Origin of the sequence: Archangium gephyra (assembly GCF_049060025.1) — a bacterium.
In the GTDB taxonomy this organism is placed as follows: domain Bacteria; phylum Myxococcota; class Myxococcia; order Myxococcales; family Myxococcaceae; genus Archangium; species Archangium gephyra_A.
Window position 1 is genome coordinate 2,322,824 of record NZ_JBMEQQ010000002.1, and the last position, 20,984, is coordinate 2,343,807.

Below are 20,984 nucleotides of genomic sequence, written 5' to 3' on the forward strand. Positions count from 1 at the left end.
AGGTAGCGGGCGATGAAGCCGTGGAAGGTGATTGATCGGTCGCCCGCGCCGGGCGGTGGCGAGCTGGTGCTGCACCAACGGGGCGAGGAGTTCGCCATCCGGGTGAACGGCCACGAGCTCATGTCCAGCCGCCAGCATGGCTCCGAGGAGAAGATGGCCGAGGTGGCCTGCACGGGCCTCGGCGGCAAGCGGCCCCGGGTGCTCGTCGGCGGACTGGGGCTGGGTTACACCGTCCGGGCCACACTGGAGCGGCTCCCCCCGGGGGCCGAGGTGGTGGTCTCGGAGCTGGTGCCCGCGGTCGTCGCGTGGAATCAGGGCGTCCTGGGACCCCTGGCCGGACGGCCGCTGGATGATCCCCGGGTGAAGGTGGAGACACGCGACGTGGGGGAGCTGCTCCGCCAGGCGGAGGGCCACTACGACGCGGTGCTCCTGGACGTGGACAACGGCCCCGAGGCGCTCACCCAGGAGGAGAACCGCTGGCTCTACGGCGAGCGGGGACTGGCCTCCATCCGGCGCGCCCTCAAGCCCCGGGGCGTGGTGGTGGTGTGGTCCGCCGCTCCGGACAGGGCCTTCGTCACGCGATTGAAACGGGCGGGTTTCGCCACCGACGTGGTGGAGACCCCGGCGCGCGGCAAGGGGGGTGGAGCCCTCCACACCCTCTTCATCGGGCGCTCCAGTTGACTCCCCCCCGACACTTTTCGCGAAGAAATGAAAGGGGGGACTTCCTTTGTTCCCTCAAAGCTGCCAGATAGGGGCCTCCGGTCGCACAGAGCGGCGGAGATCCGGCGCATTCCAACGCGTCGGACGAGAAAGAAGACAAGTAATGGCTACTGGTACTGTGAAGTGGTTCAACGACGCGAAGGGCTTCGGTTTCATCACGCAGGAGGGCGGTGGCGAGGATCTGTTCTGCCACCACACCGCCATCCAGACCGAGGGCTTCCGCACCCTGGCCGAGGGCCAGCGCGTTGAGTTCGACGTCGCCCGCGGCCCGAAGGGCCTGCAGGCGCAGAACGTGCGCCCCATCTGATGGGGACGTGAGCCACTTCGCCGAGCGATGAGGCTCAATCCAGGGCCTGCCTCCCAACCACGGAGGCAGGCCCTTGGTGTTTCTGGAGGTCAGGGAATACGCCCGGCCCACGGGCGGGCCTGCTCGAGCTGCGAAGCCAGGCGGAACAGGGTGGCCTCGTCTCCGAAGCGGGCGGCGAACTGCACGCCCACGGGCAGCCCGGCGGTATTCCAGTAGAGCGGCACCGACATGGCCGGCTGCCCCGTCTGGTTGAAGAGCTGGGTGTTCGGGGTGCGTTCCAGGCTGTTGCCGGCGAGCTCGTCGAGCAGCTTGAGGAAGGCGGGCTTCAGCGGGAGCTTGCGCAGCACGGCCAGCGCGGCGAGTTCGGCGGGCTTGAGCGCCAGCTCCCCGACGCGCACCGGCGGGTACGCGAGCGTCGCGTCGAGGAAGAGATCGTACCGCGCGTGGAAGGCCGCCATGAGCCGGCTGGCGTGGTGCATGGCGTTGCGCGCGCGCTGGAGATCGGCCGCGGTGAGGATGGAGCCGAGCTGCGCGAGCGCCCAGGTGGACGGCTCGACGTCGGCGGCGCCCACCGTCTTGCCCATCTGCTGGCCGATCTCCTCCAGCTGCACCGTCACGTTGGCCGCGACGTTCACCAGGTAAGCGCGCACCATCTCCCCGCGATCGAAGCGCGGGGCGTCCTCGATGACTTCGTGTCCCAGCTCCTGGCAGAGCTTCGCCGCGTCCTGGACGGCCGCCTTGCAGTCCGGGTGCACGTACCTGCCGAAGAGCGAGCCGGTGGAGAAGGCGATGCGCAGGCGGCCGGGCGCGGTGCCCACCTCCTGGAGGAAGGGCCGCGCGGGCGGCGGCGCCGCATAGGGCGCGCCCGGATCCGCTCCGTGGGTCGCATCGAGCATCGCGGCGCTGTCCCGCACGCTGCGGGTCAGCACGTGCTGCTGGACGAAGCCACCCCACCCCTCCCCCACGTCCGGGCCCAGTGGATTGCGGGCGCGGGTGGGCTTGAGGCCGAAGAGGCCACAGGCGGACGCGGGGATGCGGATGGAGCCGCCTCCGTCGCCCCCGTGGGCCATGGGCACCACCCGGGCCGCCACGCACGCCGCCGAGCCTCCGCTGGAGCCGCCCGGCGTGTGCTCGGGGTTCCAGGGGTTGCGCGTCGGCCCGTTCAGCGCCGTCTCGGTGACGCCGAGGATGCCCAGCTCGGGCGTGGCCGTCTTGCCCACGAAGATGACACCCGCGCGGCGGAAGCGGGCCATCAGCTCCGAGTCGTGGTCCGGGACGAAGCCCACCAGCGCCCGGCACCCGCCCGCGTAGGGCTCTCCCGCCAGATAGCCGTCCAGATCCTTCACCAGGAAGGGCACCCCGGAGAAGGGCCCCTCGGGCAGCGGGCCCGCGGCCGCCTTGCGCGCCTGCTCGTACATCTTGTGGACCACGGCGTTGAGCTTCGGGTTGACGGCCTCGATGCGCGAGATGGCCTCCTCCACCAGCTCGGTCGGATGGAAGCTCCTTCTCGCGGACCAGCTCGGCGAGTGCGGTGGCGTCGAGTGCGTCGTATCCCTGGATGGCCATGGGCCTGCTATCTAGCACCGCCATGGCGAAACCCCAGTACTGGCTGATCAAGAGCGAGCCCTCCGTCTACGCCTACGCTCAGCTCGAGAAGGACGGCAGGACGGAGTGGACGGGCGTGCGCAGCTTCGAGGCTCGCAACAACCTCCGGGCCATGAAGCCCGGAGACCTGTGCCTCTACTACCACTCGAACGAGGGCAAGGCCGTGGTGGCCGTGGCCCGCGTGCTCACCGAGCCGGGAGAGGACCCCACCGCGCCCGGGGAGAACTGGGCCTCGGTGGAAGTGGGCCCCGTGGTGGCCCTGAAGGAGCCGGTGACGCTCGCCACCGTCAAGGCCACGCGAGACTTGAAGGACATTCAACTCCTCACCCGGAGCCGGGTGAGCGTGGTCCCCGTCAGCGCCGAGCACTTCAAGCGCATCCTCGAGCTGGGCGGGACGAAGCTGCCCAGGGGGCGCTGAGCGTATGCGCTACATGGGCGTCTTGAGGAAGGTTCACCCTTCGTTCCTCCGCGAGTATTTCCGGACCAGCCTGTGGCTGGCACCCGCCGCCTCGGTGCTGGCCGCGATTAGCCTCGTGGCCGCGTTGCTGCGGGTGGACCAGAGCATCGGGCAGCACCGGCAGGCCTGGTATCTCTTCAACGGGCAGCCCGATAGCGCGCGGGAGTTCCTGTCCACGATTGCCTCCTCGTTGATGGCCTTCACGGGAGTGGTCTTCTCCATCACCATCCTCGTGCTTCAGCTCGCCAGCTCCCAGTTCTCTCCCCGTGTCCTGAGAACCTTCCTGGAGGACAAGCTCACGCAGTTCTCCATGGGGATGTTCGTGGGCAGCTTCGCCTACGCGATGATGCTGCTGCCGGAGGTCCGCGACGGCACGGACCAGAATCCCGGGTTCGTGCCGGCCTTCTCCATCTTCGTCGCCTTCGCCCTGGTCATCCTGTGCTTGGGGGTCTTCGTCCGCTACATCCATCACATGGCCCACTCCATCCGGGCCGTGAACGTGGTCCGCCGGGTCGCGGACGAGACACGGCGCAGCATCCAACGGATGTACCCGGAGCAGGCCGAGGAGCCAGCGGAGCCCATCCCGCTTCCCCCGGAGCCGCCCGATCTGGTGATTCCCCACGACCGGCCTCCCGGCGTGGTGGTGGCCGTCGAGGAGGAGGAGCTGATGACGCTGGCGCGCCACCGGGATGTGATCATCGGGCTCGTGCCGCTGGTCGGCGACTTCCTCCCGCGAGGGGCGCCCCTCTTCAAGGTGTGGGGCAAGGGGCGGTTGAGCCCGGAGGAGCCCCGGGACTACGTGGTGGTCGGGGCTGAGCGTACCCCCCACCAGGACCCTGCCTTCGGATTCCGCCAACTGGTCGATGTGGCGGACCGCGCGCTGTCGGCGGCTATCAATGATCCGACCACGGCGGTCCAGGCGTTGGATCAAATCCATGACCTGCTCCGCTCACTGGCCACGCGGGCCATTCCCGCGCCCACCCGCGTGGACGCCTCCGGCCAGCTCCGCCTCATCCTTCCGCGCCCGGATTGGGAGACCTTCGTCAGACTCGGTCTGGACGAGATTCGGGAGTACAGCGAAGGCGACATCCAGGTGGCGCGGCGGCTGCGCGCCGTCCTCGTGGATCTCCTCTCGGTGGCACCCGCGGAGCGCCGGACTGTCATCCAGGAGCAGCTCGACCTGCTGGAGGCGGCCATACGCCGGGGCTTCCACACCCAGGCCGAACAACAATCCGCACGCATCCCCAGTACCCAGGGACAACCGTAGGACTCGTGACGGTGTTGGGGTTGCCGCACCTGCGCTACCGTGCCCGCATGGCTGAAAGCCCCGCTGATTCCGCCCCACCGAGCACCCCCGCCGCGCTGGAGCCCGCTGATCCGCTCTTCGCCCTCAACACGGCCTTCCGTGAGGCCTACGCCGCTCGCCGCGATGCCGTCCTCGCCAACATGGGCCCCGTCATCGCCCAGATCGACGACCTGCTCATCCTCCGGCGCGGCGGCCAGCGCCTCGTGGGGCCCGCGCGCACCCGGCGCTACCATGAGCTCAAGGTCGTCACCCATATCCCCCTCGCCCTCCATGTGCTGCTCTCGGACCGGCGCGGCGCGATCGACGCGGCCCTGCGCGGCCGGCTCTCCGACATCCGGCGGCTCATTGCCTCGGCCTCGGAGAGCCTCGAGCACCGCGGGTTCTCCCAGGAGCAGCGTGCGCGCCAACGCCGCATCCTCGATGCGTCATCCGCGCTCCTCGAGCAGGTGCTCGCGCAGGGCAGCGTCACGGCCGAGGCCCTCGCCGCCTTCACCCGCGCCCAGGTCCCGGACATCCTCCGCAATGCCGAGGACGCCGCCCGCGACCAGCTCGACACCATGCACGCCACCGTCGAGGCCTGGAAGCAGCAGATGACTCCGGAGGAGCTCTCCCGGCTGCGCGCCGTGGTCGCGGTTTCGCACACCGCCCGCCCCGGCAACGTGGCCGTGCAGTACTTCTCCGTCACCCTCGGCGAGAACTGGGAGGGTCGCTTCGATCAGGAGGATCTCCAGCCCGGCAAGCGTGTGCTCGCCTCCGAGACCTCATTCGACGAGGCGGCCGCGTTTGCGCTGCTCGCCACCCACGTGCTCGATGCCTCCGTGGGCAAACGCTTCTTCGGCGAGGAGATCCGGCTGGAGCGCGATCTGCTCGCGGATGCGGCGGAGCGGCTCCTCGCCCAGATGTTCCACAAGGAGCCCGAGGCTCCGGCGGAGCCCGGCACACAGACCGGCGGGTGACGGATTCAACCCGGGGTCCGGGCACCCTCCCCCCGGGAGAGGGGATATTGGGGCTCAGGCGTTCGCCGAGTGCAGCTTCTGTTGCAGCAGGTTCGCCCGGTTGCGCGCCGACAGCAGTTGCTGACGCAGGGACTCGGCATCGCGCGACACGTCCACGAAGTCCTGTGCCTCCGCGTCGCTCGCCAGCTTCCCCGCCCCTTCCGCCACTTCCGTCATCCGCTCGTTCACCGCCTGCAGTGAGGCGATGACTTCCTCCGTCTTCATCGCCTGCCCCTGCTGCGTCATCCCCGCCACCTGGTGCATCTGCGAGCTCAGCGACGCCGCCTGCTGCCCCAGCTCGCCGAAGCGCTCCATCAGCGACTGGTACACCTTCGTGCGCTCCTGCAGCTCCAGCGCCCGCTCATTCACCTCGGACGCCAACGCCTGCTGGCGATCCCTCCACCCGTTGAGCACCCCCAGCAGCGTGCGCATGTGCCCCACCAGCCGCTCGTCGCAGTCCGCCACCTGGGTCAGCAGCTTGCCCATCTTCTCCAGGTTCTTCTGCGACTTCATCGTGCCCGTGCGCACCTCTTCCGCCAGCGACTCGAACTTGCGCAGCTCCTCCTCGATGGAGGCCGCGGCGCTGACCAGCTCGGAGGAATCGGATTGCTGCCGCTTGCTCATACGTGTGCCACTCCAGAAGAAGGGACCTTGGAACGCGTCCTAGCAGATCTCATTTCGCGGAACCCGCCTGGACTGGGGCCGGAGCCAGCAATGTCACCTTGGGTCCAACGAAGGTGTGCCGCTGCGATGCCGCCCAGTAGACAATCAGCAGGGCCAGGGCGCCCGCGAAGGTGTACCCCGCCAACTGGTTGGGCGGGAGGACGAACAGCACCATCACCACCGCGCACCAGCCGAGCGCCACCCCGTTCACCAGCGAGGAGAAGCGCCCCAGGTCCCACGGCCCCCGGTGCGACCACGCCCCGGTGCGCCTCGCCCGCAGGCCCACCCAGATGGGCAGCGCATACGAGGCATAGAGCGCCAGCGTGCTGAGCGCCACCATGGCCGCGTAGGCCCCGCTCCAGATGGCCACCCCGAAGGCCGCCGCCACCGACACCCAGATGGCCACGTGCGGGCTGCGGAAGCGCGGAGACACACTCGCCAGGTGCGCCGAGCCCGGCAGCCCCCCATCCCGCGCGAACGCGAAGAGCATGCGCGAGTTGGACGTCACCGAGGACAGTCCGCAGAACCACATGGCCCCGATGGCGATCCACACCAGCGCCCCGCCCAGCGCCGGCCCGAGCGATTGGCGCAGCACGTACAGGAAGGGGTTGGGCGCGGCGGCCGCCTCCGGCAGGTTCCCGATCGCCAGCGTCACCCCCACCAGCAGCGCGTAGCCCACCACCGCGCTCACCGCCACCGACAGGAAGATGCCCCAGGGCGCGTTGCGCGTGGGGTCCATCGTCTCCTCCGACACGTGGGCGCTGGCGTCATAGCCGGTGAACGTCCACTGCGCCTGCAGGAGGCCGATGAGGAAGCCGTACATGTAGAAATTGCTCTCGGAGGAGACGCGCGTGAGCAGGAAGGCCGCGTCCTGCCGGGGCGCGAAGGCCACCAGCGCCCCGATCACCACCGCCACGCCCGCCACGTGGTACCAGGCCGACACGTTGTTGAGCAGCGCCACCGCGCGCACGCCCACGTGGTTGAGCACCGCGTGCGACAACAGGATGGCCGCGTAGATCGGCAGCACATAGCCCCGCTCCCGCGGCCACCCGAGCATGTCCACCAGGAACTCCGCCAGCCCATAGTCGATGCCCGCGGTGATCGCGAACTGGCCGATGGTGTTCAGCCACGCCGTGAAGAAGCCCACCCGCGGGCCTCCCAGCATCGCCGACCAGTGGTAGAGCGCTCCCGCCGTGGGGAACGAGGAGGCGAGCTGCGCCAGGCTCGCCGCCACGAACAGCGTCATCACCGCCACCAACGGCCACCCCACCGTCATGACGAAGGGCCCGCCAAAGCGCAGGCCATGGCCATAGAGCGTCACCGCTCCGGTGAGGATGGAGATGATGGAGAAGGAGACGGCGAAGTTGGAGAAGCCGCCCATGTCACGCAGCAACTGCTGCGCGTACCCCAATTGCTGGAGCTGGGCCGCATCCGCGTCCAACTGGTGCTTCTTGTCTGCTTCCATGCCCGGCACCATGGACACTCGGCCGGGGGATGGAAGGGGACGGCGGGGCCGAGTGTGGGCTCGTCGGCACTCCGGGGAGGCGGCCCTAGCGCTTGGGCTCCTCGCGCTCCTGCCCGGGAGCCGCGGGAGCACCCGGAGCACCGCGCACGCCGTCGAGGCGCCGCTGGATGAGGATCCGGCGCTGCATGCTGCCCATGCCCATGGGTCCCATCTCCGCCTCCAGCTTCTGCCAGTAGTCGGGGCCCAGCGTCTTCTTGATGGCCAGCATCAGCCCCACCCGGTTCTGGCGCACCGCCGTCTCCGCGCGGCCCACCTTCTCCACCAGGTCCTTCACCGTCCCCTCGTTCGGGGCCGGCTGGCGCAACTCCTTCTCCAGCACCAACTGGGCCCGCTTGAGATCCGCCTCCAGGCCGATCAGCGCCTCATTGGCGTCGAAGCTCAGGTCCTGCACCTTCTGCACGAGGTTCTGCGGCAGGCCGATCCTCGCCGCCACATCCGCCGGAATCCCGAAGGACGGCGGTGCCATCGGCGGCTCGGGAGGCATCGGCGGCATGGGCGGCATCGGCGCCCTGACCGGCCCGTGCATCCGGATGCGCACGTCCTCCTCCCTGTCCTGCGCGAAGGCGGGCACCGCGGTGAGGATCACGAGGGCACACAGCAGCTTCTTCATCATGGTTCTGCTCCTTTCACTTCGGCTCAACGGGACTGCGACACATGGAAGGCCGCGAGGGCCGTCTGGAAGGGCTCCGAGTCGAGCGCCGTGACGTCCGGCGGGCGCACCCACGCGGCGAGCGCTCCGAACGGCGCGTACGTCTCGTCCTCGACGCTCGGGTGGGTGCGCGTGTAGCCGTGCACCTCGTCGAACAGCACCGCGAGCGAGGCGGCCTCACTCCCCTGCCCCACCGGCACCTCCGCCATGGGCGCTCCGGCTCGCAGGGAGCCCTCGATGGGGCCCCCCACCACCGGCTCGGTTTCGATGGCCACCGGCGTCCCCACCCGGGGCGCGACGAGCAGCACCAGGGCCACCACGGCGGCGATGGCACCGGCTCCGGCCACCGTGCGGCGGCGGTACTGGCGGCGGCGCACCTCGCCGAGGATGGCCTCGCGCGGAATGGGAGCCGGCACCGGCGGGTCCGGCAGACACAGCGAAGTGGCGGAAGCGTGGAGCCCGGCGAGCGCGCGGCATGCGGCGCACTGCTCCAGGTGGGCCTGGAAGCCGGGAGGCCTGGGCAGGCGCTCGTCCACGAGGGCCGCGGCGAAGTCCTGGCAACTCATGGGGTGTCTCCTTGGAGCGCGTCAGCGGCCTTGAGCTTCTGCAGCGCCCGGTACAGGTGGATGCGGACGGTGCCCCGGCCGATGTTCATGGCATCGGCGATGGCATCGAGATCGAGCCCCTCCAGGTAGCGGAGGGAGAAGGCCGTGGCCTGCTGGGCCGGGAGCGTGCGCAGGGCCCGGCCGAAGGCGCGCCAGCGCTCGGCACCGGCGAAGCGCTCCTCGGGCGAGGGCTGCGGGGCGGGGCCCAGGTCCAACACCTCGCGCACGAGGTTCCACACCCGGCGCCGCCGCAGGTGGCCCATGGCCCGCGAGACGAGGATGCGCCGCAGCCAGGCCGGGCCCGCCTTCGGGTCCCTCAGGGTGTGGCGCTTCTCGTAGGCGTCGGCCAGGGTGGACTGCACCAGATCCCTCGCCTCCTCCCCGTCCCAGACGAGCCGGCGCGCCAGGCGCAGGAGGGCCGCCTGCTCCCCCTCCACGAGCACGTCGAAGTCGAGGGGATTGTCCCTCGCTTCCATCGGCGTCTCGTCCATGACGGCGGTGCCCTTCAAGGTTGGACCTCGTTGCCCGGTTTCCAGAAAGGAGGACGCACGAGGCGCCCGGGCGGCATACCGCTGAATTTTCCCCCTATTTTCCGGCCCCTCCGGGAGAATCCCCCGCGCCATGGCCCCGTACGAGCTCCGACAGGTTCCCGCCGCAGAGACCCGCTACCTCCGCCACGTCGTGCTCCGCCCGCACCAGCGGCCCGAGGAGCTCGTCTACCCGGGCGATGACGCCCCGGACACCGTCCACCTGGCACTGTACGTGGGGGACCAGCAGCACGGCGTGGCCTCGCTCTACCGGGAACCCCGGCCGGGCACGAAGTCCACCTCCGAGTGGCGCCTGCGGGGCATGGCGGTGCTCGCCTCGGATCAGGGCAGGGGCTACGGCGCGGCCCTGCTCCAGGCCTGCATCGATCACGCGGCGCGTCAGGGCGGCACCCGGCTGTGGTGCAACGCGCGCACGACGGCGTCCGGCTTCTACAAGCGGCTGGGCTTCGCCGCGGAGGGAGCCGAGTTCGAGCTGCCCGGCATCGGCCCGCACTACCTCATGTGGCGCCCGCTTTGAGCGGGCAACCAGGTCAGCCCGCGGAGGAGCGCAGCAGCCGGCCCGCGAGCTGCGTGTACTGATCGCGCTTCTCGGTGTCCCCGAGGTGCGCCCAGACGTCCGCCAGGGAGCGGGCCGCCTCCGTCAGCGCCGGGTACAGCTCCAGCGCCATCTCCAGCACGTGGCGCGCGTGCCGGTAGCGCGCCTTGCCCGTCAGCCCGATGCCCCGCGTGCGGTGCTTGCCCGACTCCGTCAGCAGCGCCTCGCCCAGGCTGGCGATCTCCACCGCCGCCGCCTCGCGCCAGGCCAGCTCGGTGTTGAGCTGCAGGGCCTCATCCAGCAGCGTCCTCGCCGCCTCCGGCTCGTCCAACTCCAACTGGCAGATGGCCGCGTTGCGGTAGTGCTCCGCCGTCTCGGGGTCCAGGTCGATGGCGCGCTCGAAGCACTTCAGCGCCTCGCGTGGACGGCCCAGACTCGTGAGCGAGGATCCCTTGGCGCTCAGCGCCAGCACGTGGCTGGGGTCCTGGGACAGCACGTGGTCGAACACCTTGAGCGCGGCCGCGTGGTTGCCGGACATCGAGTGGCTGACGCCCTCGTTGAATGCCGCTAACAGCGTGGACATATGGCCCCTTCTCGCCGGCCCACATGCCGGCCCGAGTTCCCGGTCCTTCAGTCTACAGCCGGGTCCCACGAGCGTGACAGGCCGGGGGGCTCGCCGAGAACCCTGAAACGGCAGGCACCGCGCCACTCCGTTGTCCGGATCACGGCTCCGCCGGGCGCCCGGCTTCTCCGGGCGGAAAGCCCATCTTCTGCCCTGACGCACCACGCGATGCGTCAGGCTCAAGGCTCCTTCTTCAGGGTGAGCGAGGACTGCGAAAGCGGCGGCGGCAGCGGCAATGGCTCGCGGCGCGCGCGTTCGGGATCTCGTGCCAGCTCGCGGGCCGACTCCATCAGCGCGTTCACGTCGAAGGGCTCGTCGCTGGTGACGAAGAAGAAGCGCTCGAAGGCGGGTGCGTCGTCCAGCTCGTAGGCACTGGGCAGCGGCACCGTGCCGCCCTTCAGCTCGAGCGGGCCGGTGGGCGACTCCGGGGCGTGGAGCGTGACGGAGCCACGGCCATCGATGGACAGCACCGCGCCATGGGGCCGGCCCCCGGACACGTAGCTGAGCTGCAACACGTCCCCCGCTCGCACCCGGGCCGAGTCCGCGAGCGGCTCGGGCGCCCCCGCCGTCTGGCGGTGGATGAGGAGCTTCGGCTCCAGGCCCTTGGTGCGCGTCGTCTCCAGCAACACCGCCTGCTGGGGCCGGGACTCCTCGGGCAGCTCCCGCTGGGAGAAGAGCATCAGCAACGCGAGCCCCGCGGCCACGGGCGCTCCCAGCGCGACGGCCGGCAGCCAGCGGCGCGGAGGGCTGGAGGCGGACAGCGAGCGGGAAGCCTCCACGACGCGGCGGCGGCGCGCGACCTCGGCGGCGGCCTGGGACGGCGGGAGCTTCGCCAGCGTGGCGCCGTCATCGGCCTCCAACCTGGCGAGGCGCTCGAGTCCACCGGGCTCCGCGGCCAGCCGCGCGCGGGCGGCGGAGAGCTCCTCGGGCGGCAGCTCTCCCAGGGCGATGCGCTCCAACAACCAATCGGGCGTGCGGTGGGCCATGTCAGGCGGCCTCCAGTTCCTGCAGGTGGGCGCGCAACGTGCGCAGGCGCTTGCGGACACCGGAGACGGAGAGGCCCACCTCCCGGGCCACCTCCTCGTACGTCATCCCGTCCACCAGGTGCAGCACGGCGATGGTGCGCGTGGACACCTGCTCCCGGCCGAAGAGCCTGTCCAGCACCGCCGCCGCTCCCGTGCGGGCCTCCATGTCCTCCAGCGAGGCGATGCGCACCAGCAGCTCCTCGTCCGAGTCCACCGGGCGCCGGCGCTCCGAGCGCATCCGGTTGAGGCACACATTCGTCGCCATGCGGTGCAGCAGGCTGGAGGGGGCCGTCTGCTTCAACTCCTCCTGGTGGTCGAGCAGTTGGACGAAGACGTCGTGCATGGCATCGACCGCCCGCTCCTCGTCGCGCAGGAGGAAGCGGCAGCGCCGGAGCACCATCGGTCCATACCGGCGGTAGCAGGCTTCCACATCGATGGCCAACGTCGTCCCTCCATGCCTTGCACGCACCTCAACACCGGAGCGGGCGCGAACTGTTACCGCGCGCCTCGTCAGCCGGGTGGAACAGGTGGCGAGGCATCGTAAGTCGCCGGAATCGCGCCTGTCAGCTCAACCCCCGGCGTCCAGGAGGGCGGAAAAACCCGCGATGAAATCCGGGTAGCGCGGCCGCCACCCCAGCGCCTTCAACCGGGCATTGGAGATGGCCCGGTCCCCCTGGAGGGACTCGTGCAGTGAAGCCAGGGGCACCGAGGGTGGAAGGGGCAGTCCCAGCCGGGCGCACAGCCACGCGGCGGTCTCCGCCTGGGTCGCTGGCCGATCATCCGCCACGCAGTACGTCCCGCCCGGCTCTCCCCGCTCCAGCACCACCCGGATGGCCTCGGCGAGGTCATCCACGTGCACCCGGGAGATGCGGCCTCCCCCGCTCTCGGGGATGCGGAGCGTGCCGGCACGGATGCGCTCGTGCAGGCCCCGGCCGAGACCATAGATGCCCGCGATGCGCAGGCTGATTCCCCCGAGCGCGCGGTACCTCGCTTCCGCCTCGATACGCCCCTGGGCTCTCGGGGAGGTGGAGTCCACCGGCGTGTCCTCGTCCACGTGGCCCCGAGCGCCGCCGTAGACCCCCGTGGAGGAGAGATAGACGAGGCGGGAGGGACCGGTGCGCGCCAGGGACTCGGCCAGCGAGGGGTCGAGCCCGGCCTCCGGAGGGATGGAGATCACCACGTGGGCGCCCTTCGACGACGCCACGGCCTCGTCCAGCGAGAGGAGCTGGACGCCCTCGCGGGACAGTTCCTCGCGGCGCGTCTCGTCGCGCGTCACCGCTCGCACGGGACGTCCCCGCCGGGCCTCCTCGCGCGCCAGCCGCGTCAACGTGTAGCCACATCCCAGCAGGTAGAGAGGAGCCATGTCCGTGCCTCGGTGATAGACGCCTTCCAACGATATCCCACAAAAACCCACCCAAGATGGAGACGTCCACACCTGAAGCCCGCCGCCAGCCGCTGGGAGGAGCCGTGATTGCCATGTGTCCTATAGCGGATGTCCGTGGGAGCGCGTCCCGGGCGTCACCGTGCGGGTGCACCGCGACGTGGCAGCGTTCAGGGTGATGCTCGCAGACAACACCGCCCTCCAGGCGCAGCTCCGCGTCAAACGGAGGCTCTACTTCGTCTCCGCGGGGGCGATTCTGGCGATCTGCCTCGCGCACATCCTGCTCTCCGGCACCGTCCAACCCGGGCCCACGCTCGTCCAGCTCATCTGGAGCCTGTGCTACGTGCTGCTCGGAGTGGCCATCGGCGAGGGATGGCTGGCCCCCTGGGCCTCGGGGATAGCGGCCGGACTGGTGTCCATCTCCGGAGTGACGGGGATCATCCACTTCACCGGCGGACCGGCGAGCCCCTACTTCGTCACGCTCGTCTCCGCCCCCCTCATCCTCGCGCTGTTCACCCCGGACTCCCGGTTGCCCACGCTGGTCTGCCTCGGGGCGATGCTGGGTGCGGTGACGGTGTTGAACGTCCTGGCGGGCATCCCCGCGCGGACCTTCCTGCCCCAGATCCTCACGTTCGTCTGCATCGGGTCGTTCGGCCTCTACGGCGGACGCACCTACCGGCGGCTGCGGGAGGCGGAGAAGGTGGCGCAGGAGCAGCGGTTGCACGCCCTGGAGCAACTGGCCGAGAGCGAGCGCCTCCGGCTGCGCGCCGAGCGCGAGCGCGCCGAGGTGGAGCGGCTGGTACTGGTGGGACAGCTCGCCTCGGGTGTGGCCCATGAGGTGAACAACCCCCTGGCCTTCGTGAAGTCCAACCTGCACTACCTCGAGCGGGAGCTGCTGGAGGTGGACGGTTCTCCGGACAAGGCGGAGCTGCGCGAGCTGCTGGACGAGACGCGGCAGGGCGTGCTGCGCATCCAGCAGATCGTCACGGACCTGCGGCGCTTCGCCCGGGAGGGCCCCGCGTCCACCGAGCAGGGCTCGGCGGCGGAGGCCATCGAGGAGGCCCGGCGGCTGGCATCGGTCCGCCTGCGCAGCCTGGGGGAGGTGGTGGTGGACATCACGCCCCGGCTGCCCGAGGTGCTCCTGGGGCAGCGGCACCTGGTGCAGGTGCTGGTGAACCTGCTGCTCAACGCGGCGGATGCGGTGGAGGAAGCGGTGCCCCCGCGCCGGGCCCGCATCGAGGTCCGGGCCCGGCGGGTGGACGGCGGGGTGCGGGTGGAGGTGGAGGACAACGGCACGGGAATCCCGCCCGAGGCGCTGCCGCGGCTCTTCGAGCCCTTCTTCACCACCAAGCCGCCGGGAAAGGGCACCGGGCTGGGGCTGGCGCTCTGCCACGAGTACGTCTGCCGGGCCGGGGGAAGCCTCACCGCGGAGAACCGGCCCGAGGGCGGAGCTCGCTTCGTTCTCACGCTGAAGGAAGTTCTCGAGGCCGCCGCGGCGGCTTGAGCACCCCCCTCGCCCCCGGGTCGCAGTCATCGCTCCGACAACCCGCGCACACGACGAGAGACCTCCGGCGAGAGGGGTGGTACAAGCCCGCTCCATCGTGAGCACCCCTTCCGAGACCATTCCGACTTTCGAACAACTGGGCCTTGGGCCCGCCCTCGTGGAGGCACTCAGTGGCCTTGGCTACGAGGAGCCCACCCCCATCCAGCGGGCCTCCCTGCCCCCGCTGCTCGCCGGCAAGGATCTGCTCGGCATCGCCGCCACCGGCACCGGCAAGACGGCCGCCTTCTCCCTGCCGCTCCTCCAGAACCTCACCACGCCCGGCAAGCTCGCGCCCTTCTCCACCTCCGCGCTCGTGCTCGTCCCCACCCGTGAGCTCGCCATGCAGGTGGCCGAGGCCATCCACCGCTACGGCCAGAAGCTCGGCGTCACCGTGCTCCCCCTCTACGGCGGCCAGCCCATCGCGCAGCAGTTGCGCGTGCTCAAGCGCGGCGTGGACGTCATCGTCGCCACCCCGGGCCGCGCGTTGGATCACCTCAAGCGCCAGTCCCTCCTGCTCGACTCCGTGCGCACCGTCGTGCTCGACGAGGCCGACGAGATGCTGGACATGGGCTTCGCCGAGGACCTCGAGGCCATCCTCGACGCCACCCCCGACAAGCACCAGACGGCCCTCTTCTCCGCCACCCTGCCCCCGCGCATCGCCTCCATCGCCGAGCGCCACCTGCACGCCCCCGTCCACGTGCGCATCGCCAAGGAAAAGCTGGCCCCCGGCACCGGGCCCCGCGTGCGCCAGACGGCCTACATCGTCCCGCGCGCCTTCAAGGCCGCCACCCTCGGACGCGTGCTGGACGTGGAGGCCCCCACCGCCGCCATCGTCTTCTGCCGCACCCGCACCGAGGTGGATGAGCTGCACCGTGTCCCTCAACGGCCGCGGCTGGCGCGCCCAGGCCCTCCACGGCGGCATGGATCAGGCCCAGCGCGACCGCGTCCTCAAACAGTTCAAGACGCACGCGGTGGAGCTGCTGATCGCCACCGACGTGGCCGCGCGCGGTCTGGACATCGAGAAGCTCTCCCACGTCGTCAACTACGACGTGCCCAACGCCCCCGAGGCGTACGTCCACCGCATCGGCCGCACGGGCCGCGCCGGGCGCGAGGGCGTCGCCATCACCCTCGCCGAGCCGCGCGAGCACCGGCTGCTGCGCAACATCGAGAAGCTCACCGGCCAGCGGATTGAGGTCGCCACCGTGCCCACCGTGGCGGATCTGCGCGCCCGCCGGCTCGAGCTGGTGCGCGCCTCCCTGCGCGAGGCCCTCGTGGCCGGCGAGCTCGACTCCTACCGCACCGTGGTGGAGAGCCTCGCCTCCGAGTTCGACCTGGTGGATGTGGCCGCCGCCGCGGTGAAGCTCCTCCACGACGCGGAGGTCGAGGGCCGCGACGAGGCCGAGGAGGAGATCCCCACGCAAGCCCCGCCCTCGGACAGGCCCTCCAAGCCCGGCAAGAACGCCCGGGCCGCGGCCCGTCCCGGGTTCGGCGAGCGGCCGGGTCCCGGCGGACCCAAGGCGCCCCGCGGTGACAAGCGGCGCGCGGGCCCTCCCTCGGCGGGGGAGTTCGACATGGCTCGGCTGTTCATCGGCGTGGGACGGCATGCCGGGGTCCGGCCCGCGGACCTCGTGGGCGCCATCGCCGGCGAGGCGGGCGTCGAGGGCCGGCGCATCGGTGCCATCGAAATCGGGGACAACTACTCCCTCGTCGAGGTGCCCGAGCCCCTCGCGGATCAGATCGTCACCGCCCTGCGCTCGGCCACCCTGCGCGGCAAGAAGGTCCAGGTCCGCCGCGACAAGGCCTGAGACGGAAGAAGCCCCATGGGCCAGGATCTCTGGCGCATGGGGCTCAACCTGGGACCTCGATAACCCGAGTAGTCCCTGCTTCAAGGTCACCAGTTCGCCCCAACGTCTTGTGGAAATCGCCTTCCTTGTGGACGACGGCACCAGCTCGTCCACATCCGAGAACTGCGTCGGTCCCCACGCGCATTCGGACAGCCACCGCGCCGGAGACTGCCGGGAGTGGTATGTCCTTTCCTCCCGCCCGCTTGCGCAGTGATCCAGTTCCTCACGCACAGCGAGACGGGCGCGTCAAGGGTATGAAGAATCTTCTGCTGGAGGCCGTGGGGCCCAGAGTAATCTGCCCTCCTCACAAGCCTTCGCCAAGACTACCGCATGCACTTCTCGGTCATCGCTCAGCAACATGCGCCACCGCCGGACGCCCATCGCTGGGCAGCAGTAGCATGCGGTTGTGATCCCGGTGTCACCCTAGAGGAGGATGCTGCGGAAATGGTGAGAGAGGCCTACGGCGAGCACGAGCTCTTGGAGCAGCTCGGTCAGGTAGACCCCGCCGTTGCTGCGGACTTCGACCTCTCAAGCATCATGAAGGCATTTGGCCGAGGGCTACCGGATCCGAAGACTGAAGGAAACAAGCCTCGGCATCTCTCGAACTTCCGGGCTGAGACGGCGGAGGTTCTTGCAAAGGCGGCTCTGGCCGACATCTACGCTGTTGAGTTTCCCGTTTCCGAGCAGGCCAGCAAGCCGAACGCGAACCAACCCGTTTTGGGTTTCGATGGGTGTGGATTCGTCGCGCTCGGCGGTTCAACCGCGCTCGTGCTGGTGACCGTCAAGGGGAGCGATGATGCGGAGCGGCCTCCTGCCATCGCTCAAGACCTTATCAAAGAATGCACGAAAGCCCCCAAGGAGCCAGACAAACTGTGCCGCACCCTCACAGCCTTACTGCTGCGAGTGAAGAGCGCAGCCCTCAAGGCATCCATCATCAAGATGCTGGAACTCTTGGGAAAGGCTGTGCTCCCGAAGATTGTCGTCGCCCCAGTGCTCGTTCGAGGAAAGATTTCGGCCCATCTCGATGACCTCGGTTCAGTCATGAGCTCGGTCGCCCAGTTTTCGCCCGCCACGACGTATGGACTCGTCTTGGGCGTGGGGACCGCGCTCGGAGACTTCGGCCACTCAGTCATGCTGAAGGCGAGGGCTGACTGATGGACGAGCTGATCCAACTCTCTGAATCCCAAGAAGTGTCCACCCTACTGAGCAAGGTTGACACCGCCGAGCTCGCCGCGCGTCTAGGCATCGACGTACCCGCAGCCACTCCACCGAATACCGAGGCTCGACTGCGGGTCGCCGCAGTGACAGCTTTTGCGCAGCGCCTTGATGAACTCGGCGGCCCTGACTTCCTCCGGAACGACATTAAGGCGCTCGATGCGGCACATGAGCATGCTTGGCGCTCGGTGTTCCACAAGTGGACTGGGTGTCTCAGTGCCATGGAGGCGCAAGGAACGCCTCCATCCATAGACGATCTCGTCCTTGCGACCGCCTCCGGTTTAGCAGCCCGACGGCAGAGCGACGTACGCTTCATGCTCCATCGTCCGTTTGTTGGTACCGCCTTGGCGAGAGCTGTCGCCGCGCAGCCAATGTGGGACCAGCGCGTACGTGACGACATTGGACGGTCTCTCCTACATCTCGTGCGTCAGCGAGATCACGCAGACGTCGCAGCATCCGGCGAAGTCATCCGCAGTTTGATGATGAATCAGAGAACTGCTGAGTCGCAGCGCTTTGAGCAACAGAGCACGAAGGCGGGCGCATTCGGGTTGCTTGGCTTGTACCATCTTGCTGAAGCGACAATTCGAACGTCCGAGTTCGTCCTCTCGGGAGTTGCGGGAAATGGGGAGAAAAAGAACCGAGACTTTGCCCCTCAACTGCGCCGCCTTCTCACCCGAGCCGAAGAGTATCTTGAACTCGCAGGGGATCCGGAAGCACTGCTCTGGCTGACTGGCGTCGCACTCGTCCTTGAGTGTATCCGGAGCGACTCTCTCTGGACCCAGGCGCGAGGCATTTCAGAAGGTCTCGACGCACTGGTCGCAACCATTACCAGTAATGTGCGAGAAAAGCCGGTCTTCAGCCTCCTTCCGTCCCAGCAAGAGGCGCTGCGTCAGCATCTTCTCGACCCAACTCGAGTCGCTGTTGTCCTTCAGATGCCGACGAGTGCGGGGAAGACACTTCTTGCCGAATTCGCAATCGTCCAAGCATTCGAGGCGTACAAGACGGGCACTCGCGTCGTCTATCTCTGCCCTACTCGAGCTCTGGCTACCCAGGTCCGCCGGACACTCGGTGAAGACTTGGTGCGGCTGGGCATTGAGGTGTCTGTAGCGGGGAGCGCATTCGAAGAGGATCCCTTTGAAATCGAACTGCTCAAGTCGTCCGATGGCGTGGTCGTCGCGACACCCGAGAAGCTCGACCTACTGCTGCGAGCACATCCGACATGGGCCGAAAAACTGCGCCTCGTTATTGTCGATGAGGCACATCTCCTGAAGGATTCAGAGCGAGGAGTGCGGCTAGAATTGCTTCTCGCCAACCTCCGTCGTGAGCATCCAGCGACGCGCCTCCTGTTGCTGACCCCGTTCGTCGAAAATGCTCCCCAAATTGCGAACTGGCTCGGAGAAGGTCGCGGTACGCCGATTTCTGTTCATTGGCGCCCCTCGCGTGTCCTTTTGGGTCTCGCAACCATCAAGGGTGGAGGAAAAAATCGCGCACTAACAGTTGAATGGCAGGAGCCACACGAAAGCGCGAGAAAGCCGGACAACCTCAAAGTGCACGTCGATGTACCCGCCGGCTCGGTGAACTCCGCGCAGGATCGTGTTGCTTACCTTTACAATCGATTCAGCAAGCTTGGAACCGTCCTGACAATGTGCAGTGGCTCGCGTGCTGCTGCCGAACAGGTAGCCCGCAGAGTTGCTTTCGAGCAGCCCGAGCTGACTTCGACAACTCCCGCCCTCCGGGTGGCAATAGCGCTGGCCCACCATGATTATGGAGAGGAGAGCCTCCTTGCTAGTTGCCTCGAACGGGGAGTTGCATTTCACCATTCGGCCTTGTCTCCCACTCTGCGATATCTCATTGAGGATCAGATCCGCGCTGGCACCATCAAGTTTGTGGCAGCAACATCTACCCTTGCACAGGGAATGAATTTTCCCGTCGCCGCGGTCCTCGTGCAGTCAGTCCACAAGCCCAATGGCGCGGGACCTCTGACGCCAGGGGAGTTTTGGAATATTGCTGGCCGTGCCGGAAGGGTCGGTGTTGCAGATCGCGGCATCATCATTTTCGTTAACCCAAAGGACCGTGAGCACTGGGAGAAGTATTCCTCAAGCCTATCGGAGTCGCTCACATCAGCCCTGCTCTCAATTCTCGGCCAACTAGGCGACGGTTCCTCGCTCAAGGAACTCTATAGGAAGCATCCTCAACTCAGACCCTTCATTCAGTATTTGGCGCACGCTGCCGCAACGTTAGGCCCAGCGAAGGCCACTAACGACCTTGAAGAACTGCTTCAAGCAAGTCTTGCGAACAGACAGGTAAAGTCTGGAGCACAAGCACAGCGGCTCAGAGACATTGCTCGCTCGTACCTTCGAGAAATCAGCGGGGTGAACACTGGTTACCTGAAGATTGCGGATACCACCGGACTTGGCTCCTTCAGCTTCGACTCACTATTCGCGCAGATCACTCATGATGAGGTACTGCGCAGCGGCCCCGGAGAGATCCTGCGCCAGCGACAGGAGGGACTCGATCACCTTGTCAGTGCGCTCCAATGGCTACCAGAACTCAACCTAGCTATCGGTGTTGGTGAAGGCCAGATGGATGTGCAAGCCGTCGCACGCGTCGTCCAAGGCTGGATGGATGGCACTCCCCTCCATCAACTCGCACCCGAATTTAGGGGCAAAGACCTTCCTGACCAAGTTCGCAAGGCTGGCACATACGTTTACAGCAAGGTATCGCAGACCATCTCATGGGGCGCGCACGCCTACCTTCGTGGCTGGAGCATGAGAGCGCATGTCGACGTGGATAAGATTCCCGCCGCAGACGCCATGCTGCCGGCCTATATCCAGTACGGCGTCCACTCTCCCGAAGCAGCCGTAGCCTCGCTTCTAGGAGTACCAAGAGCCTTTTCACAAGCTGTGGGTGATGAGTTCCGTCATACGCACGGCGCACTCACACCGTCTGAAGCGTCCAAATTCAAGGCGTTCGTGGAAACAGCCGATGTCGCTAGATGGGAACGTATTGTGACGCGGAGTTCGCTGAAGGTCCGAGCCGACGATCTACGCACAATATGGCGACAAATGCAGGGCATCGCAGAAAAGGGGTGATCACCCCTACACGTGGCCACTGAACTGCTGGGAGAATCGGGACCCACCGGCCACGCTCCGTACGAACTGATCCCAAGTTATCCAGTCCGGCCAGATCGAAAAGGCTCGCGAGGAGGAAAGGGATGGGCGGCAGGTGCGTGCGTGGCTTCGTGACAACCAGCATCAGCCGTGCCGTGGACTGCTGCAACCACGCAAGCGGCGCCAGCCATGTGGCGAGCGCCGTGTCTCGCCCGGACAGGCACAGTAGCACGTGCCACCGCGCCAGCCGGTGCAGTGGCGCCACCCTGCGCGGCAAGAAGGTCCAGGTCCGCCGGGACAATGCCTGAGACGGAAGAAGCCCCATGGGC

General features: G+C 68.1%; 21 protein-coding genes and 2 pseudogenes. 13 read left to right on the forward strand and 10 right to left on the reverse strand.

All coding sequences use genetic code 11. From position 1 onward, the window contains the following. The first annotated feature begins 12 nt into the window (after positions 1-12). Together ACN28I_RS09985 and ACN28I_RS09990 are read left to right on the forward strand one after the other, a co-directional pair. Positions 13-681, forward strand: a complete 669-nt coding sequence (locus tag ACN28I_RS09985) for a spermidine synthase (RefSeq protein WP_420941834.1) — start codon at positions 13-15, stop codon at positions 679-681. A 142-nt stretch (positions 682-823) separates the two neighbouring features. Further along, on the forward strand, positions 824-1,027 hold the full coding sequence (locus tag ACN28I_RS09990) for a cold-shock protein (protein WP_043433126.1): 204 nt from the start codon (positions 824-826) through the stop codon (positions 1,025-1,027). A gap of 89 nt (positions 1,028-1,116) precedes the next feature. On the opposite strand, the gene ACN28I_RS09995 is transcribed toward ACN28I_RS09990, so the two are convergent. Further along, positions 1,117-2,508, reverse strand: coding sequence for an amidase (locus ACN28I_RS09995; protein WP_420941835.1), 1,392 nt, complete (start codon positions 2,506-2,508; stop codon positions 1,117-1,119). Positions 2,509-2,615: 107 nt separating this feature from the next. Here ACN28I_RS09995 and ACN28I_RS10000 point away from each other — a divergent pair, with 107 nt between their 5' ends. The 3 genes from ACN28I_RS10000 to ACN28I_RS10010 are packed head-to-tail and all read left to right on the forward strand — an operon-like array spanning position 2,616 to position 5,351. After that, complete coding sequence (locus ACN28I_RS10000; RefSeq protein WP_420941836.1) at positions 2,616-3,050, forward strand: EVE domain-containing protein; 435 nt, start codon at positions 2,616-2,618, stop codon at positions 3,048-3,050. A gap of 4 nt (positions 3,051-3,054) precedes the next feature. Continuing rightward, complete coding sequence (locus ACN28I_RS10005; protein ID WP_420941837.1) at positions 3,055-4,356, forward strand: DUF2254 domain-containing protein; 1,302 nt, start codon at positions 3,055-3,057, stop codon at positions 4,354-4,356. Positions 4,357-4,367: 11 nt separating this feature from the next. Further along, positions 4,368-5,351, forward strand: coding sequence for a hypothetical protein (locus ACN28I_RS10010; protein WP_420941838.1), 984 nt, complete (start codon positions 4,368-4,370; stop codon positions 5,349-5,351). Positions 5,352-5,405: 54 nt separating this feature from the next. Here ACN28I_RS10010 and ACN28I_RS10015 read toward each other — a convergent pair whose 3' ends face one another. The 5 genes from ACN28I_RS10015 to ACN28I_RS10035 all read right to left on the reverse strand — a co-directional run bounded on the left by ACN28I_RS10015 (position 5,406) and on the right by ACN28I_RS10035 (position 9,341). Further along, positions 5,406-6,014: a hypothetical protein gene (locus ACN28I_RS10015; protein ID WP_420941839.1), complete on the reverse strand. Its 609-nt coding sequence runs from the start codon at positions 6,012-6,014 to the stop codon at positions 5,406-5,408. Between the two features lie 49 nt (positions 6,015-6,063). Next, the gene (locus ACN28I_RS10020) at positions 6,064-7,518 is read right to left on the reverse strand and encodes an amino acid permease (RefSeq protein ID WP_420941840.1); all 1,455 of its coding nucleotides are present in this window, start codon (positions 7,516-7,518) and stop codon (positions 6,064-6,066) included. Positions 7,519-7,603: 85 nt separating this feature from the next. Further along, complete coding sequence (locus tag ACN28I_RS10025; protein WP_420941841.1) at positions 7,604-8,191, reverse strand: hypothetical protein; 588 nt, start codon at positions 8,189-8,191, stop codon at positions 7,604-7,606. Between the two features lie 23 nt (positions 8,192-8,214). Next, on the reverse strand, positions 8,215-8,793 hold the full coding sequence (locus ACN28I_RS10030) for a hypothetical protein (protein WP_420941842.1): 579 nt from the start codon (positions 8,791-8,793) through the stop codon (positions 8,215-8,217). Beyond that, positions 8,790-9,341, reverse strand: coding sequence for an RNA polymerase sigma factor (locus tag ACN28I_RS10035; RefSeq protein WP_420941843.1), 552 nt, complete (start codon positions 9,339-9,341; stop codon positions 8,790-8,792). Before ACN28I_RS10035 ends, ACN28I_RS10030 begins: the two co-directional genes overlap by 4 nt. Before the next feature lie 112 nt (positions 9,342-9,453). On the opposite strand from ACN28I_RS10035, the gene ACN28I_RS10040 reads away from it, so the two are divergent. Next, on the forward strand, positions 9,454-9,897 hold the full coding sequence (locus ACN28I_RS10040; protein WP_420941844.1) for a GNAT family N-acetyltransferase: 444 nt from the start codon (positions 9,454-9,456) through the stop codon (positions 9,895-9,897). Positions 9,898-9,910: 13 nt separating this feature from the next. Here the strand turns inward: ACN28I_RS10040 and ACN28I_RS10045 are convergent, their stop codons facing one another. From ACN28I_RS10045 to ACN28I_RS10060, 4 genes are all read right to left on the reverse strand, one after another. Then, positions 9,911-10,498: a tetratricopeptide repeat protein gene (locus tag ACN28I_RS10045; RefSeq protein WP_420941845.1), complete on the reverse strand. Its 588-nt coding sequence runs from the start codon at positions 10,496-10,498 to the stop codon at positions 9,911-9,913. A gap of 218 nt (positions 10,499-10,716) precedes the next feature. Beyond that, complete coding sequence (locus ACN28I_RS10050) at positions 10,717-11,523, reverse strand: ActD protein (RefSeq protein WP_420941846.1); 807 nt, start codon at positions 11,521-11,523, stop codon at positions 10,717-10,719. A gap of 1 nt (position 11,524) precedes the next feature. Next, positions 11,525-12,004, reverse strand: a complete 480-nt coding sequence (locus tag ACN28I_RS10055; protein WP_420941847.1) for an RNA polymerase sigma factor — start codon at positions 12,002-12,004, stop codon at positions 11,525-11,527. A 126-nt stretch (positions 12,005-12,130) separates the two neighbouring features. Beyond that, positions 12,131-12,925: an NAD-dependent epimerase/dehydratase family protein gene (locus tag ACN28I_RS10060; RefSeq protein WP_420941848.1), complete on the reverse strand. Its 795-nt coding sequence runs from the start codon at positions 12,923-12,925 to the stop codon at positions 12,131-12,133. A gap of 196 nt (positions 12,926-13,121) precedes the next feature. On the opposite strand from ACN28I_RS10060, the gene ACN28I_RS10065 reads away from it, so the two are divergent. The 7 genes and pseudogenes from ACN28I_RS10065 (at position 13,122) to ACN28I_RS10095 (ending at position 20,963) form a co-directional block, all read left to right on the forward strand. After that, positions 13,122-14,447: a sensor histidine kinase gene (locus tag ACN28I_RS10065; RefSeq protein ID WP_420941849.1), complete on the forward strand. Its 1,326-nt coding sequence runs from the start codon at positions 13,122-13,124 to the stop codon at positions 14,445-14,447. A gap of 157 nt (positions 14,448-14,604) precedes the next feature. Further along, a pseudogene (locus tag ACN28I_RS10070) lies at positions 14,605-15,081 on the forward strand (DEAD/DEAH box helicase); the annotation flags it as partial. 325 nt (positions 15,082-15,406) lie between these two features. Beyond that, a pseudogene (locus ACN28I_RS10075) lies at positions 15,407-15,532 on the forward strand (helicase-related protein); the annotation flags it as partial. A 3-nt stretch (positions 15,533-15,535) separates the two neighbouring features. After that, complete coding sequence (locus ACN28I_RS10080; protein WP_420948613.1) at positions 15,536-16,291, forward strand: DbpA RNA binding domain-containing protein; 756 nt, start codon at positions 15,536-15,538, stop codon at positions 16,289-16,291. Between the two features lie 483 nt (positions 16,292-16,774). Beyond that, positions 16,775-17,485 carry a hypothetical protein gene (locus ACN28I_RS10085; protein WP_420941850.1) on the forward strand — a complete coding sequence of 237 codons (711 nt, stop codon included), beginning with the start codon at positions 16,775-16,777 and terminating at the stop codon, positions 17,483-17,485. Then, positions 17,485-20,637, forward strand: coding sequence for a DEAD/DEAH box helicase (locus ACN28I_RS10090; protein WP_420941851.1), 3,153 nt, complete (start codon positions 17,485-17,487; stop codon positions 20,635-20,637). The genes ACN28I_RS10085 and ACN28I_RS10090 overlap by 1 nt, the downstream gene beginning before the upstream one ends. Before the next feature lie 122 nt (positions 20,638-20,759). Next, entirely contained in the window at positions 20,760-20,963 is a 204-nt protein-coding gene (locus ACN28I_RS10095; protein WP_420941852.1) for a hypothetical protein, read from the forward strand. The last annotated feature ends 21 nt before the right edge of the window (positions 20,964-20,984 follow it).

What these genes read in the sequence shown, in the direction of transcription:
- ACN28I_RS09985 (WP_420941834.1), top strand. Translation starts at nt 13, where the DNA reads ATGAAGCCGTGGAAGGTGATTGATCGGTCGCCCGCGCCGGGCGGTGGC.
- ACN28I_RS09990 (WP_043433126.1), top strand. Translation starts at nt 824, where the DNA reads ATGGCTACTGGTACTGTGAAGTGGTTCAACGACGCGAAGGGCTTCGGT.
- ACN28I_RS10000 (WP_420941836.1), top strand. Translation starts at nt 2,616, where the DNA reads ATGGCGAAACCCCAGTACTGGCTGATCAAGAGCGAGCCCTCCGTCTAC.
- ACN28I_RS10005 (WP_420941837.1), top strand. Translation starts at nt 3,055, where the DNA reads ATGCGCTACATGGGCGTCTTGAGGAAGGTTCACCCTTCGTTCCTCCGC.
- ACN28I_RS10015 (WP_420941839.1), bottom strand. Translation starts at nt 6,014, where the DNA reads ATGAGCAAGCGGCAGCAATCCGATTCCTCCGAGCTGGTCAGCGCCGCG.
- ACN28I_RS10020 (WP_420941840.1), bottom strand. Translation starts at nt 7,518, where the DNA reads ATGGAAGCAGACAAGAAGCACCAGTTGGACGCGGATGCGGCCCAGCTC.
- ACN28I_RS10025 (WP_420941841.1), bottom strand. Translation starts at nt 8,191, where the DNA reads ATGATGAAGAAGCTGCTGTGTGCCCTCGTGATCCTCACCGCGGTGCCC.
- ACN28I_RS10030 (WP_420941842.1), bottom strand. Translation starts at nt 8,793, where the DNA reads ATGAGTTGCCAGGACTTCGCCGCGGCCCTCGTGGACGAGCGCCTGCCC.
- ACN28I_RS10040 (WP_420941844.1), top strand. Translation starts at nt 9,454, where the DNA reads ATGGCCCCGTACGAGCTCCGACAGGTTCCCGCCGCAGAGACCCGCTAC.
- ACN28I_RS10045 (WP_420941845.1), bottom strand. Translation starts at nt 10,498, where the DNA reads ATGTCCACGCTGTTAGCGGCATTCAACGAGGGCGTCAGCCACTCGATG.
- ACN28I_RS10050 (WP_420941846.1), bottom strand. Translation starts at nt 11,523, where the DNA reads ATGGCCCACCGCACGCCCGATTGGTTGTTGGAGCGCATCGCCCTGGGA.
- ACN28I_RS10060 (WP_420941848.1), bottom strand. Translation starts at nt 12,925, where the DNA reads ATGGCTCCTCTCTACCTGCTGGGATGTGGCTACACGTTGACGCGGCTG.
- ACN28I_RS10065 (WP_420941849.1), top strand. Translation starts at nt 13,122, where the DNA reads ATGCTCGCAGACAACACCGCCCTCCAGGCGCAGCTCCGCGTCAAACGG.
- ACN28I_RS10085 (WP_420941850.1), top strand. Translation starts at nt 16,775, where the DNA reads ATGGTGAGAGAGGCCTACGGCGAGCACGAGCTCTTGGAGCAGCTCGGT.
- ACN28I_RS10090 (WP_420941851.1), top strand. Translation starts at nt 17,485, where the DNA reads ATGGACGAGCTGATCCAACTCTCTGAATCCCAAGAAGTGTCCACCCTA.
- ACN28I_RS10095 (WP_420941852.1), top strand. Translation starts at nt 20,760, where the DNA reads ATGGGCGGCAGGTGCGTGCGTGGCTTCGTGACAACCAGCATCAGCCGT.